This window comes from Brevibacillus gelatini (assembly GCF_050920745.1).
Taxonomy (GTDB): Bacteria; Bacillota; Bacilli; order Brevibacillales; family Brevibacillaceae; genus Brevibacillus; species Brevibacillus gelatini.
This window is the reverse complement of the sequence record NZ_CP154342.1, coordinates 2,342,116-2,356,927: the sequence shown is the minus strand read 5'-3', so window position 1 is coordinate 2,356,927 and position 14,812 is coordinate 2,342,116. Positions and strand designations below refer to the sequence as shown.

The following is a 14,812-nucleotide window of genomic DNA, read 5'->3' as shown; positions in this document are numbered from 1 at the left end:
AACCGCTTTATAATAGAAAGGAATGCTTGTACGAGGGGAAGTTTTCATGGGACACGATCAAAAATCGAACAACAAATGGGTCATCATGGGCTTTGTCGGCTGTGTGCTGGCTTGTGCCATCTCCATGGTGATTTTCATTTACGTCATGAGAAGCTGACTTGCGCTGCACGCCAAAAACCGCTCCGACCTTGCGAGCGGTTTTTTTGGTTACGGCAAGCTTTTCAGCTTTTGCTCAATCTCTGCCCACGACAGTTGATGGAAGTCGGCAAAGCCGACACCTTGCAGGGCGATTGTTTTCCCTTGATAGATCGGGTACACGCCTTGCCACAATCCGGTGAGGCTGTGCAGCGAGGAACCCTTCACCTTGCGCAAAAACAAAAGGTAGTTTCCTTCTCCAAGCGGTCCCGGATACGTGAGGTTCAGCGGACTGGATGTCTCGGGGAGCGGCTCCACCCCTGTACTGAGCAAAGTCAGCAAGCGCGGCGATGCGCCCTTGAACACTTTTTTGACGTGCAAGGTTTGCGTGTAATTGACGATTTTGCCCTGGGGGATGCTTCGCCCCGTCGGGTATGCTTTATGCGCGCTGTCGATCCAGCCGATGACGATGTAGTCGCTTTGCCGGACAAGCTCTTTGGCGTTTTGGACAGAGGTGATTGGTACATGAAGACGGCCGATGTTCGTTTCGGCAAAAACAGGCAGCATGACGGCGCACAGCAGGATGGTGAGGATCAGCAGTCGGTAACGCATGGATGAGTATCCCCTCGCTCTCCGTTGTCATGCCGATAGTATGGGCGATAGAGCCAGGATTCATCCTCTGTTTCCTTTTAATCGGATTAGTCGGATGGTAATATTCCGAAAAGTCCAAATAGGTGCTATCATGGGGGCGTACTGTGGAATTTGCGCAAATCGTCAAGACTAGGACAAGGAGGGTAACATGAATCAGTTGCTTGTCTTTCGACGTGTCTGTATGTGCTTTCTGCTTTTTGCGCTTGTACTGCAATTCGCGGCGTCTCCGGCATTTGCGCGGGAAGACACCGCTGTCAGAAGCGCGCTTGCCGATTCCATCGAAAAATACTTGACGGATTTGCAGCGCGACGAGAACAGCATGGGATTGTATGCGGGAATTGCCGTCTACGACCTGACGGACAATTCGTACGCGTATCGGCACAATGCCGAACGCCACTTCATTCCCGCCTCGAACATGAAGCTGCTCACCACTGTTGCCGGACTGGATACGCTTGGGCCGGACTACCAGTGGAAGACAGAGCTTTACCTGCAAGGAAAAGTCGGTATGGACGGCGTTTTGCAGGGCGATCTGGTGTTGAAAGGCTACGGCGACCCAACTTTGACGCCAGCTGACTTGCAGCTGATGGCCAGCGCCTTGAAGCAGGCCGGAATCAAGCGGATCAGCGGCAATCTGCTGCTGGACGAGAGCTACTTTGATGATGCGCGCCTTGGCGTCGGCTGGATGTGGGATGATGAGCCGTATGGCTACAGCGCCCAGCTCAGTGCGCTTTCCGTGCATAAAAATACGGTGACGCTGACCGTTACACCGGGAAAGGCTGTACATGCTCCGCCGACACTGACGATGGAGCCGGCTACTACATACATAAAGGTAAACAACAAGGTGCAGACCGTGGCAGGCAGTGAAACCACTATCACGCTTGAGCGGCCGCGGGGAAAAAACGAGATCGTGCTGACGGGAACGATCGGGCTTGCCGCCAAGCCGTATGAGGAACACGTCACGCTGGAAGACCCGGCGCTGTTTGTCGGGGACGTCTGGAAGCAGCAACTGCTCGCACAAGGCATCGGGCTGAATTCGGGCGCAGCAGTGAAAAAGACGGTATTGCAATCCGGCGTGCCTTTTTATACCCATCTCTCCAAGCCGCTTGGCGAGGTCATCGTAGAGTTGAACAAGGAGAGCGACAACTTTTACGCCGAAATGCTGCTCAAGACGCTTGGCGCTGCGCAAAAAGGAGCGGGGAGCTTCGCAGCCGGAAGCGAAGCAGTAGCAGATGTCATGAAGCGAGCCGGCATCGAGAGCGGCTATCGCCAGGTCGACGGGTCGGGGCTGTCCCGTTTTAACCTGATTTCTCCCGAGCAGATGGTCAGGCTGTTGGCGTTTGCCCATGAGCAGAGCTACAGCGTGCAACTGGAAAAATCGTTGCCAGTGGCGGGCGTCGACGGCACATTGAAAAGCCGGATGCTGGGAACGGCCGCAGAGAAAAAGCTGATCGCCAAAACAGGCTCGATGAGCGGCGTCAACAGCCTGTCCGGCTATGTCACGGCGCAAAACGGCCATAAGCTGGCCTTTTCCATCCTGATAAACGGCATCTACAAGTCGAAGTACGCGCGCGACCTGCAAGACTACATCGGCACACTGCTCGCGACTTACCCAGAGATTGCCCCTGTGCAAGGGTATCAGCCGGAAAAGGAAAAAACATATGCGCTCTCTGCCCTGCTCGATCCGCTGTTTGAGCAGCCGCAGGCCGTGGGTGTGACCGCCGGGGTGCTCGTCAAGTCGCTGGACAAAACGGGAGACGAAGCCATTTTCTACGAAAAAAATGCAGATGCATTGCTCACGCCCGCGTCCAATCTCAAGCTGCTGACGACCGCAGCGGCGCTTATCCGGCTGGGAGAGGACTACACCTTCAAGACGGAGCTGTACGGAGATGCGCCCGTTGCCAAAAACGGTGTACAGCAGGGCAATCTGTATGTCAAAGGCTACGGCGATCCCTCCCTGCACACCGAGAACGCTCTCAAGGTGCAGGATGGCGTTTCCATCGAAAAAATTGCTGCCTGGATCAAGCAGCAAGGGATCAAGCGGATTCAGGGGAACCTGGTGCTCGACGAAAGCTACTTCGACACGCAGCGGCTCGGTCTGGGCTGGGCCTGGGATGACGAGAGCTACGATTACAATCCGACACTTGGCGCACTGGCCGTAAATCGCGGAACGGTCATGGTCGAGTACAAGCCTGCCGCGAAAGCCGGGGAGTCCGTTTCGTTCAACCTGCTGCCGAAAACCACATATGTGCAGATTGTCAACGAGTCGGAAACGGTAGAGGCTGGGCAGGAAAATACGTTTGCCATTGTGCGCGACCGCGGGACGAATACAATTCGCCTGACCGGAAACCTCCCGCTGGACCATCCCGGTGGCTACGAGCGTGTCCCTGTGGAAGAGCCAGCCAAGTACGTCGGAACAATCCTGAAAGAAGCGCTGGAGAGCGAGGGCGTCCAATTCGCCCCGGGGAGCCAGTTGCTCGTCCAGCCTGTGCCCGCTACGGCGGTCAAGTGGAAGGAATTTGCATCGGAGCCGCTTGCCGAGATCGTTCCGTACGTGAACAAGAAAAGCGATAACTTTTACGCCGAAATGCTGTTAAAAACGTTGGGCGCCGTGGAAAAAGGCGAAGGCAGTGCAGCGGCAGGAGCGCAGGTCGTCCAGGAAGCCGTAGCTGCGCTGGGCGGCAAGACGAATTTTGACATGGTGGACGGATCCGGTCTGACGCGCTACAACCTCATCTCGGTGCGCCACATCGCGGCTGTGCTGGAGGGCATGGCGAAGCAGCCGACTTTTTCAACGTACGAGGCGTCACTGCCTGTTGCAGGCGTGGACGGTACGCTGAAAAATCGCCTGGCGAAAACGGCCGCCGCTTCCCGCCTGCACGCCAAGACCGGGTCGATGACCGGAGTGAACAGCCTGTCTGGCTATCTCACGACGGAACGCGGTGAAAAGCTGGTCGTCTCGATCATCTTCAATGGCTTCGTCGAGGACGAGGACTTTTTTGTCAAGCTTCAGGATCAGATCGTTTCCCTGATCGCGACATACGAATAAGCAGCCAGTTACAAAAAGGGAGTTCTTTTTGCCGCAAAAGCAAAAGGGCTCCTCTTTTTTTGTTTGTCCCTGTGTCTGTGACTGCACTCCGTGGCTAACGGGTCAATGCCTGTGACGGTCGCTCAGAGGGCGACATATTTATATCCAGATGCAGAGCGATAAAACGAAACGAAAAGTTCGGGGAGGGGGAAGCCAGGTTGAACCCTACACGCTTTCATTGGCAAGGGTTGGAGCAGGTCGCAGCACAAGTGCTTTCTTGCGCGGGTGCCCGAAGAGAAGACGCGCAGCTTGTGGCCCAGTCGCTCGTCCATGCGGATTTGCGCGGAGTCGAATCCCACGGCTTGTCGCGACTGCCGATCTACGTGAAGCGGATCGAGGCGGGCCTGATCGAGCTGTCGTTGCGGCCAGCGCTCATTGTTCGGCAAGGCGCGACCGCCCTTATCGACGGCAAAAATCAGTTCGGAGCTGTCGTCGGAGTAGCGGCACTGGACGAGGCGAAGCAACTCGCACGCCAAAACGGCATCGGATTTGTCGGGGTGCGGCACTCCAACCACTTTGGCTCCTGCTCGTACTACGCGGAGCAGGCTGTAGCGGAGGGGTTGATTTTACTCGTCTTGTCAAATGCTCCTGCTTCGATGGCGCCAACAGGAGGAATCGAGCCGTTTTTCGGTACGAATCCGATCGCGGTCGGCATTCCTGCCGGGGAAGAGACGCCGTTTTTGCTGGACATGGCTACGAGCGTAGCTGCGCGGGGAAAAATCGCGCTGGCAGCGAAACAAGGAACGCCGATCCCCGGCGATTGGGCGATTGACGCCGACGGCTTGCCCACTCGTGATCCGACGAAAGCCTTGCTCGGCTCGCTACTGCCGATCGGGGGAGCGAAAGGCTACGGACTTGCCATGTTCATTGATATTTTTTGCGGACTGCTCACGGGCGCGGCAGTTGGCCCCGGCGTAAAAAGCTTGTACGACAACTGGCAACACCCGCAAGACATCGGGCACGTCTTTTTGTGTATAGACGTGCAGCGTTTTTTGCCGCTTGAAACATTCAGGAAAAGCATGGATGAATACATTCGCCAAATCAAAAGCGTCCCGACCGCTTCCGGTGTCGCGGAAATTTTGATTCCGGGAGAGATTGAGCAACGGACGATGACAGCCCGCAAGAAAGATGGCATTCCTTTGCCGCAAACGGTAGTGGAGGAACTGACCAAGCTATGCTCCGCCTATGGAACCGATCTGTCACAGGCCGTCTGTACGGAATAAGCGGCACCTTGGGCTGTCCGCGGTTTCCCGGACATTCTTTTGCACATAGACTGCTGGTAGCGGTTTGAAAAGGAGGCAATATCCGATGCAACGCCACATGTGCAAGGGCAAAATCCACAGGGCGACGGTGACGCAGGCCGAGCTGGACTACGTCGGAAGCATTACGATTGATCTGGCCCTGATGAAAGCAGCCAATATCAAGCCCTACGAGATTGTGCAAATTACCAGCCTGCGCAATGCGACGCGCTGGAAAACATACGCCCTCCCGGCAGCGGAAGGAAGCGGGAAAATTTGTCTGAACGGTCCACCTGCCCATCTTTTTTCCCCAGGTGATTTGGTCATTATTTTAAGCATGGGCATGTACGACGAGAGCGAATGCGACCGATTGGTGCCCAAGGTCGTGTTTGTGGATGAGCACAATCGCATTACCAAAATCGAAGAGCATCATCTCATTACGAATGGGGAGACACTGCCATAAAAGCGCCAAACGTAGGGAAATGGGGCAAGCATCAGCACATGGTCAAGGATGAGCTGCTGCGGGAGCACCTGCCCAAAACCCGGTTGTTTTCTCCAGAAACGCTGTGGGAGTATGCGGAAAGCTACAAACGCGTGATCCTCAAGCCGTCAGGAGGCGGCGGCGGAGCAGGAATTATCCAGCTGACCGACCTGGGGGAAGATCGCTATCTCGTCCATAGCGGCGTTGTGCGGCGGACAATCGAAGGCAAGGAAAAAACCGTGGAGTACGTTCGATCGTTGTTTCGTCCCAAAATATACCTGCTCCAGCCGCGTATTCCGCTCGGTAGAATCAACGGAAAGCCTTTTGACGTGCGCGTCATGCTGCAGCGCCGCGGCAAAGGCGCGCCCTGGCTCATAACGGGCTGGGTGGCAAAACTGGCTGGACCAGGCTACGTCGTCACGAACGTGGCGCGCAGCAGGGGAAAAGTGCTGCCGCTGCGCACGGCCATTCGCCAATCCAACGTCGCGGCCGGACCAGGCTTGCTGCGCGAGATCAGAAGCATATCGCTCGCGGTAGGCCATTGCCTGGGCAAGGCGTACCCGACGCTTCGGGAGATCGGCTTGGACATGGGAATCGACATTCACGGGAAGCCGTGGATTATCGAAGCGAATTTTCGCCCATCGCTGTCCTTGTTTAAAAAGCTTCCGGACCAGACTTTTTACAGACGCATCCTGTCCATGCGAAAAGGATGAGCGGATAACCACTTGTCGAGCGCTCTTGCCAATAGCGACAGGTGGTTATCCTATCCCTTTTTTGCTGGACAAGCAAATCCCCGGTTTTACAGTGTCTGTGCAAGCTGTCGCAATGCATTTGCTATTGCGAAAAAAAGAGAAGCTCTGGCATGTTCGTACAAAAGTTGGTAGAATGCCTCTCATTATGAAGGGAGGTTGGATGTTCGAACATGTCATCAATGTCTAAAAAAGAATGGATGCTCATCAGCTTCATGCTCTTTTCCATGTTTTTTGGAGCAGGCAACCTGATTTTTCCGCCTTTTCTCGGACAGGAAGCAGGCTCGCTTGTGTGGTCTTCGTTGCTCGGCTTTGTACTTTCGGCCGTCGGCTTGCCGATCCTTGGGGTAGTGGCGGTTGCCAAAGCTGGCAGTTTTCACAGCCTGGCGAGTCGGGTCCACCCCGCGTTTGCTCTTATTTTTCCGTTTTTGATTTACGTCTCGATTGGACCTGCGCTCGCGATTCCGCGTGCCGGCAGCCTTGCCTTCGAGATGGGGCTGGCTCCGTTTTTGCCGGAACAGCTGGTTGCCTCCAAACTCAGCCTGTTCGTGTACACGGTCGTTTTTTTTCTGATCGTCTTCTGGCTGAGCCTGTCTCCTTCCAAGTTGGTTGATCGCTTCGGAAAGCTGCTGACACCTGCTTTGCTTGCGCTGATCGCCCTGATTTTTGTGAAAAGTCTGGTGACGCCGCTTGGCCCGATGGGAGCACCAACGGGGAGATACGAAACGAATCCGGTCGTGCAAGGGTTTTTGGACGGGTATTTGACGATGGATGCGCTGGCTGCCCTTGTGTTTGGCATCGTCATCGCCAATACGCTGCGCGCCAAAGGGATTACCGACACGAAGAAGCTGTCGTCGAGCATGATTCGCGCCGGGATTGGAGCAGGGCTGTTGCTGAAGGCGATCTACGTCATTTTGGGGGTCATGGGGGCTTCCGCCGCTTCGCTGGGCAAAGCGGAAAACGGCGCTCAGTTGCTCGCGACCATGATGAATCAACTGTTCGGCCCGAGCGGAACATTGATTCTCGGCGTTATTTTTACCGTCGCTTGCCTGTGTGTGTCGATTGGTCTCGTAACCTCGTGCAGCCAATATTTTCACGGGCTGTTCGGCGGCTTGTCGTACAAAGGATGGGTAACTGTCCTCAGCGTCCTGAGCATGATCGTGGCGAACATGGGGCTGACGCAAATTTTGACCGTATCCGTACCTGTTCTGGGCGCGATTTACCCGGTTGCGATCATGCTCATTTTGCTGGCACTTGCAGAACGGTTCATACCGGCTACTTCGCTGGTTTACATTACAGCCGTGGGGGTCGTCGCTCTGTTTGGACTCGCCGATCTGGTCAATGTTTTGTTCCTCGACCGAAAGTGGGATGACATGCTCACTGCCTTGCCGTTTTACAAGGAGGGCGCTGGCTGGCTCCTGCCTGCCATGATCGCGGTCATGATCGGCCTGGTCTTGGATTTGATGAAAAAAGCGTTGCGTGTACGCGGGAAAAGAGCTTCCCAACCCGAATAGCATAGGAGGCTATCCTTGTCGTGCTTGTGCTGACGACGTACCAAAACGTCCGGTTGATCCGGGCGTTTTTTCTTTTTTTCGCGCGAACGGCTTTGACCAGATGTCTGCAACCACACAGGATAAAAGTGGTATGAATGGGGCAAAATTCCCTTATGCCAGTTCAAAGCCTGGTCAAGACCGGCTGCTCATAAGTCAGGAGGTGGGGATGTGAACCGGAACGCGCGAAAATGGTGGAGAGCGCACAAACAAAGAGTACAGCAGCAGGCGGTGCCTTCCCATACGCCTTTGCACAAGGAGCTTGCCGAAAACGAACAGCAACTGCGCGCTCTTTATGACAACTGCTCGGATGTGGTTTTTCGCTCTTTTCGCATCGGCGGATCGACGCGGGCGCTTGTGGTCTACATTGATGGCTTGACGAACACAGAGGAGCTGGAGCGCAACGTCCTGTCCGTGCTGATGAAGACGAAGATGCCGAAGGATTCCGCGATTGGCAAACTGCTGGACAACGTTGTGTCTGTGTCGCAAACAAACGAGCTGGCTACCTTCGAGGACTGTCTGGAATCTGTCGCAAACGGCTTTCCGACCCTGTTGATCGATCAGCAGGAGTGCGCTCTTTCCTTTGGCCTGGCGAAATGGGAAAAAAGGCCGGTCGAAGAGCCGATGGCCGAAGGAGTCGTCCGCGGCCCGCGCGAGGGGTTCACCGAATCGATTCAGGTCAATATGGCACTGCTTCGGCGGATCATCAAGACACCGGCATTGAAAATGGAGCAGATGCAGATTGGCGGGTACACGAAAACAAAAGTCGTGCTTGCGTATATTGACGGGATCGTGGACATGGATTTGGTCAAAGAAGCCCGCGCGAGGTTAAACCGGATCGACATCGACGGTGTGCTGGAGAGCGGGTATATCGAGGAGCTGATCGAAGACAATCCTACCTCGCCATTTCCGCAAATTTTGTCCACAGAGCGTCCGGATGTCACATGCGGCAACCTGCTGGAAGGGAGGATTGCGATCATCGTGGACGGCACGCCGTTTGTGATGGTTGCCCCGGCGACGCTGTTCTCCCTGCTGCAATCCAGCGAAGACTACTACCAACGCTCCATTGTCAGTTCTGCGATTCGCTGGCTGCGCTTTCTGTTCACGGGAATTTCCTTTTTGTTGCCTTCGCTATACGTTGCCCTGATTACGTTTCACCAGGAAATGGTGCCCACGTCTCTTTTAATCAGCATGGCGGCGTCTCGCGAAGCTGTGCCTTTTCCCGCCCTGGTCGAAGCGCTCTTGATGGAGATTACGTTTGAAGCGCTGCGGGAAGCAGGCGTCCGGCTGCCCAAGCAGATCGGTGCCGCAATCAGTATCGTGGGGGCGCTCGTCATCGGTCAGGCTTCCGTACAGGCAGGGCTGGTTTCCGCGCCGATGGTCATTGTCGTCGCCATTACCGGGATCGCTTCCTTTATGATCCCGCACTACATCGCAGGGATTGCGATTCGGCTGTTGCGTATTCCCATGATGTTTCTCGCGGGCTCGCTCGGACTGCTGGGGATTATGCTCGGCATCATCGTCACCGTCATTCATTTAAGTACGATTCGCTCTTTGGGCGTTCCTTACTTGACGCCAATCGGGCCGATGAAGTTCGGGGAGTGGAAAGACACTCTCGTTCGCGCACCGTGGTGGATGATGAACACACGACCGCATCTGACTGGCGATTATCAAAAAATAAGGGAAGGGGCCAATCAGAAGCCAGGTCCGGAACAAGGGGGAGATCCTGCTTGAAATGGATCCAGATTGTCGTGATGAGCGTCTTAGTCTGTATCCTGTTCGCGCTGGAATGGCCGCGTCTTTCGGGCTTGCCAAAGCGGGACAAGGCGGCCTTCATTACGCTATTGTTCGTGGCCTGGGTTTTGTCCATGCTGGATTTGCCGAATCTGCCGGGGCCGACAACCTTTATCAATGCGCTTTTCAGGCCATTGGGTCAATATCTGGAGTGAAAAAGGGTGGGGCGATTGCTGGAACAGGGAAAAATTTCTTCCTCGCAAATGGGCAAAATGTTGTTTTTGGTCATCGTGGCCTCAACTGTGATTTCAGTTCCGAGCCTTACGGGCAAGTACGCGCAAAACGACTTGTGGCTATCGCCCATACTGGCATCATTGATCGGATTTTTGACAGTGTTTATCGTCTTTTCATTAAACAGGCTGTATCCGCAGCAAACGGTTATCCAATACAGCCCAGACATCATTGGCAAGGTTCCGGGAAAAATTTTCGGACTGCTTCTGCTGTTTTTTTACCTTCACATCACGGGCCTCATCGTCCGCAATTATGCCGAGTTCATCATGGGAAACTTTTTGCCGCAGACGCCGATCAGCATCGTGATTTTCACGATGATCGCTGTGTGCGCATATGGAGTAAAAGCGGGGATTGAGACGATTGGGCGGACAGCACAGGTCTTTTTCTTTTTCTTCCTGTTTCCGTTGATCCTGATGCCGTTTTTGCTGCGCGACATGCACCCCGATTTCGTTTTCCCCATGTTTGAGCACGGCTTGCTGCCGGCGTTGAAGGGGGCGATAATCCCCCAAGCCTACTTTAGCGAGATGTTCCTGATGTCGTTTTTGCTCCCGTATGTAACCGATCCCGAAAAAGGCATGCGCGCAGGAATGCTCGCCACCCTTGGGGTCGCTGTGGTACTGACCGGTGTCAATATTTTTATCCTGCTCGTCTTCGGGAGACAGTCCTCGGATTACCTGTACCCTGTCATGGCTGCCTTTCGCTACATCAGCATAGCGGATTTCATTGAAAATCTGGACTCGGTGGTCATGACGGTCTGGATTTTGGGGATGTACGTCAAAATCAGCGTGTTTTACTACGCCACTGTACTGGGGACGAGCCAGTGGCTGGAGCTGTCTGACTATCGCCCGCTTGTCATTCCGATCGGGATGCTTATTGCGGCGATCAGCTTCTGGTCGATGCCGAATATCAACGCGCCAGGCCGCTTTGAAATTATCTCGTTCCCGTTTTACAGCCCGCTCATGCAGACGATTTGCCCGTTGCTGCTGCTTGGTGTCGCCTATTTGCGCAAAAAAGGCAAGCGGCAAAGCCAAGCCCAAACCGCCGCTGCGTCTGGCAGTGTCCATTCAGAAAAGCAAGAAGGATGAGGAACCATGCTCGAAACGGGAAAAATATCAGCCTTGCAGATTGGGATGTTGATCTATCCAGTCGTCATGTCCACAGCGATGCTTAGCGGACCAAGCCTCATGGCACAGCAAGCGCAAAACGACTTGTGGCTGTCTCCGCTATGGGCTTCTCTCGGCGGTTTTTTCAGTGTATGGATCGCGATCCAACTCAACAAGCGTTTTCCCGGCATGTCCATTATCGAGCTTGCGCGAGAAATCACCGGAAAAGCTCCTGCTGCTGTCCTGGGCTTCTTGTACTTGTACGTCTTGCTGCAAGCAAACGCCGTCATCGTGCGGGAGTATGCGGATTTTATCGCTTATTTCTTGCAGGAAACCCCGCTTGTCCTCATTATGGGCGCCCTGATCCTCGTCTGTTCGCTTGCGGTAAAAGGGGGCATCGAGGTGATGGGAAGGACGGCGCAAGTGTTTTTCCCGGCGTTTATTTTGCCGCTGCTCATGATGATCGGGCTTGTTTTCCCTGCGCTGGACCCCGGCAATCTTCTTCCGATTTTGGACAAAGGGCTGCTGCCGTCCGTAAAAGGAGCGTACATACCACTGGGCTGGTTTAGCGAGATGTTTCTGATTTCCTACTTGCTGCCTTCCCTGTCCGACCGCAAGTATGCCGCGACGTCGGCCTTTTTCGCAGTAGTCGGAGCCATGCTGACGATGGTGATCGTGAACATGGTTACGCTGTTTTTGATGGGGGACGCGCTCGACAACGTCTTGTTTCCGATTATGGATACGGCCCGGTATGTGAACGTTGCCGATTTTTTTGAGAATATGGATTCTGCCGTCATGGCGGTTTGGGTGATTGGCGTCTACGTCAAAGTCTCGATGTTTTACTATGCGACAGTGCTCGGCACCGCACAATGGCTGAATCTGACATCTTACCAGCCGCTTATTTTGCCGGTCGGCATGTTGATTTTGCTATTCTGCTTTTGGGGAGTCCCAAGCGTCTACATCGTGAAGGAAGCTGAAGCAGTAGCGATTCCGGCCTTGTTCGTGCTGTTCTTTTGTTTCATTCCGGCAGGGCTTTTGCTCTGGGCGATCGTGCGCGGGAAGCGTAACCGCACAGAGGAGGCAGAATCAGGGTGAGAACGTGGGGGAGCGTTTTGATTCTTGTTGTCTGTGCGCTGCTGCTTGGCGGATGCTGGGACCGAACGGAAATCAACGACCTCGCGATTATTACCGCGGCTGCTGTGGACAAGGCGGAAGAGAGCGAGATTGTGTTGAGCATCCAGGTGTTCATCCCGAGGGCGGTGGGGGGACCTGGGCTGGGTGGACCGACAGGGAGCTCGGATCGCGCGCTTACGACCGTCCTGAGTGGAAAGGGGGAAAATATTGCCGATGCGATGTCCAAGGTCCAGAGCAAGCTTCCCCGAAAAATTTTTTGGGGGCATTGCAAAGTTTACTTGTTTGGAGAAGCAGTGGCAAAGGACGGAATTGCCGGGCATATCGATTTTCTCGTACGCCATCCAGAGCCGCGCAACCGCGCCTACTTGTACGTTTCCAAAGGAAAAGCAGGGGAGCATCTCGGAAACAATAGCCTCCTGGAGCGTTCCACGGCGGAAGCGCTGCGGGAATTGGCGAGCCTGCATCTTGGCATGGCAGTTACCTTGATTGATTTTCGAAACATGCTCAATGGAGAATCCCGGGCAGTCGTTCTTCCTTATATTGAGGCAGGAAGCAAGCTGGAAAAGCCGGAGCAATTTCAGGAAAACACGCTGCTATTGGGAAGTGCGATCTTTCGCAAGGATAAAATGATTGGCGTTCTGTCGACAAAGGCAACAAGAGGCTTGCTCTGGCTGCGAGACGAGATTATCCGCGCTTCCATCAACGTGCAGATTCCAGAAGGGCAAGGACGGGTATCCGTCATGCCGATTCGGGGTAAGACGAAGCTGATACCGGCAATTGAGGACGGAAAGTGGTCCATTCTGGTCAAAATCGAGGCAGAGGGAGACATCGTCGAAAACGGCACGAAGCTTGATATGATGGAGATGAGCAGCAACGCTCTTGTGCAAAAAGCAGTGGAAGACGACGTCCGCTCCCGCATCGAGCTGGCCTTGTATCATTTGCAAAAGGAACTGAATGCGGATGTGACCAACTTTGCCGCCGCTTTTCACCGGAAGTATCCGCAAAAATGGCATGAAGCCAAGCAAAATTGGGACAAAATTTATCCACAGATCGAGGTCAGTACGCAGATTCATATCACAGTCCGTCGTCCGGGACTGGTCACGGATTCGGTTGGACACCCGGGAAGCCACGACAAAAGGAAGTAGCGCACGACCAGCTATGCTTGTATGAACCAAAAGAGACGGGATCAGCAAGGCGCAGGAGGTGGATGAAATGAATGGGAGATGGATGGATTTTTTAATAGGCTCCTTTGTGGGAACGCTTGTTGCAGGCATCCTGTTTGTGCTATTGGCGTTTTTCACGTTTCGTCCCATGCTGCAGTGGATGCTCGGTCGCTTCATGAAACGCTTGATGTCGGACCGCTATCCGGAAAATATTTTCGAGATGGTGTCGGCTTTGACCAAGGTGAGTCCGCGCTATGTGTTGGAGAACAGCTTGCGGGTGACGACGGGGCAGGCCATTGAACGGCCATTTGGCAGTCCGCGCAAATTTCTCAACTTCGACGGGCTGATCTTTTCTCCGGCCCAACTGGCGGTGCTGCCAGCAAACGAGGACGCCGAGGTGGATATGAAGATCACGATTGGCCCTATGGCAAAACGGCCGCTGATCCTCGATATTCCTCTCATGCCTGGGGCGATGGGCTTCGGGATTGGCATCAGTGAGCCTGTCAAGATCGCGATGGCAAAAGGGGCGGCTGCTGCGGGCACCCTGAGCAATACGGGTGAAGGGCCGCTTTTGCCGGAGGAAAGAAAATACGCCAAGCATCTCATCATTCAGTACAATTCGGGAACGTGGTCCAAGGATGAGGAAACGCTGCGGCAGGCAGACGCGATAGAAATTCATTTCGGGCAGGGGGCGACAGCGGCAGCAGCCAGCTTTATCCCTTCTGAATTCATTACGGGCAAGGCAAGCCAGCTCATGGGCGTGGAGGGTGAGGAAATGGTTGTCATACCGTCGCGCCATGCAGAGGTCAACAGCCCGGAAGATTTGCGCAAGCTGGTGGACAAGCTGCGCACGATCACAGACGGCGTTCCGATTGGCGTGAAAATATGTGCAAGCGCCATACTGGAGCAGGATTTGGAAATTGCCATCCAGGCTGGCGTTGATTTCATCAGCATCGACGGCGGACAGGCCGGTACGAAGGGCGGCCCGCCTATCTTGGAGGACGATTTCGGCTTGCCGACGATTTACGCCTTGTGCCGTGCCGTCCAGTATTTGAAGGAGAGAGGGGTCAAGGAGCGCATCACGCTATTGTCTGGCGGCGGCTATACGACTCCCGGCGAGTGTCTCAAGGCGATTGCTCTGGGCGCAGACGGCATTTTTATGGGAACGGCCCTCCTGTGGGCAATGACCCACGATCAGGTGACAAAGGCGATCCCATGGGAGCCGCCGACAGAGCTGACGAATTACCCTGGGAAGTTGAAGGACAAATTTGACGCCGAACGGGCTGCCAAGCACTTGACGAATTTTTTCCTCTCGTTTGTAGACGAAATGGAGATTGCCATCCTTGCTTTGGGAAAAACTTCACTGCGTGATGTGACAGCAGACGATCTCGTAGCCCTTGATGAGTTGACGAGCAAAGTGACGAAAGTACCGCTTGCCTTCCAGTCTTCTGAGGGAAGCTGAACAAAACCGACGGCGGGCGACATTGGGGAGGGATTC

12 protein-coding genes are annotated in these 14,812 nt (G+C 54.6%); 11 read left to right on the top strand and 1 reads right to left on the bottom strand.

All coding sequences use genetic code 11. The annotated features are described in order from the left end of the window. Positions 1 to 207: 207 nt before the first annotated feature. Positions 208 to 747, bottom strand: a complete 540-nt coding sequence (locus AAFJ72_RS11470) for a hypothetical protein (protein ID WP_122903776.1) — start codon at positions 745 to 747, stop codon at positions 208 to 210. Positions 748 to 934: 187 nt separating this feature from the next. On the opposite strand from AAFJ72_RS11470, the gene dacB reads away from it, so the two are divergent. From dacB to AAFJ72_RS11415, 11 genes are all read left to right on the top strand, one after another. After that, entirely contained in the window at positions 935 to 3,832 is a 2,898-nt protein-coding gene (gene dacB, locus AAFJ72_RS11465) for a D-alanyl-D-alanine carboxypeptidase/D-alanyl-D-alanine endopeptidase (protein ID WP_432774072.1), read from the top strand. 197 nt (positions 3,833 to 4,029) lie between these two features. Next, positions 4,030 to 5,094, top strand: coding sequence for an Ldh family oxidoreductase (locus tag AAFJ72_RS11460; RefSeq protein ID WP_432774071.1), 1,065 nt, complete (start codon positions 4,030 to 4,032; stop codon positions 5,092 to 5,094). An 85-nt stretch (positions 5,095 to 5,179) separates the two neighbouring features. Continuing rightward, positions 5,180 to 5,572 (top strand): aspartate 1-decarboxylase, encoded by a 393-nt coding sequence (gene panD / locus AAFJ72_RS11455; RefSeq protein ID WP_122903779.1) that lies wholly within the window; start codon positions 5,180 to 5,182, stop codon positions 5,570 to 5,572. Beyond that, positions 5,569 to 6,303, top strand: coding sequence for a YheC/YheD family protein (locus AAFJ72_RS11450; protein WP_432777177.1), 735 nt, complete (start codon positions 5,569 to 5,571; stop codon positions 6,301 to 6,303). The genes panD and AAFJ72_RS11450 overlap by 4 nt, the downstream gene beginning before the upstream one ends. 209 nt (positions 6,304 to 6,512) lie before the next feature. Continuing rightward, a complete protein-coding gene (gene brnQ / locus AAFJ72_RS11445; protein WP_432774070.1) occupies positions 6,513 to 7,853 on the top strand; it encodes a branched-chain amino acid transport system II carrier protein in 1,341 nt (446 codons plus the stop codon). Between the two features lie 207 nt (positions 7,854 to 8,060). Beyond that, positions 8,061 to 9,623: a spore germination protein gene (locus tag AAFJ72_RS11440; protein ID WP_432774069.1), complete on the top strand. Its 1,563-nt coding sequence runs from the start codon at positions 8,061 to 8,063 to the stop codon at positions 9,621 to 9,623. After that, complete coding sequence (locus AAFJ72_RS11435; protein WP_432774068.1) at positions 9,620 to 9,838, top strand: hypothetical protein; 219 nt, start codon at positions 9,620 to 9,622, stop codon at positions 9,836 to 9,838. Before AAFJ72_RS11440 ends, AAFJ72_RS11435 begins: the two co-directional genes overlap by 4 nt. A gap of 6 nt (positions 9,839 to 9,844) precedes the next feature. Further along, positions 9,845 to 10,999 (top strand): GerAB/ArcD/ProY family transporter, encoded by a 1,155-nt coding sequence (locus AAFJ72_RS11430; protein WP_432774067.1) that lies wholly within the window; start codon positions 9,845 to 9,847, stop codon positions 10,997 to 10,999. 6 nt (positions 11,000 to 11,005) lie between these two features. Beyond that, a complete protein-coding gene (locus tag AAFJ72_RS11425; protein WP_432774066.1) occupies positions 11,006 to 12,112 on the top strand; it encodes a GerAB/ArcD/ProY family transporter in 1,107 nt (368 codons plus the stop codon). Beyond that, the gene (locus AAFJ72_RS11420; RefSeq protein WP_432774065.1) at positions 12,109 to 13,296 is read left to right on the top strand and encodes a Ger(x)C family spore germination protein; all 1,188 of its coding nucleotides are present in this window, start codon (positions 12,109 to 12,111) and stop codon (positions 13,294 to 13,296) included. The genes AAFJ72_RS11425 and AAFJ72_RS11420 overlap by 4 nt, the downstream gene beginning before the upstream one ends. A 67-nt stretch (positions 13,297 to 13,363) precedes the next feature. Then, on the top strand, positions 13,364 to 14,776 hold the full coding sequence (locus AAFJ72_RS11415) for an FMN-binding glutamate synthase family protein (protein ID WP_122903787.1): 1,413 nt from the start codon (positions 13,364 to 13,366) through the stop codon (positions 14,774 to 14,776). Positions 14,777 to 14,812: the final 36 nt, after the last annotated feature.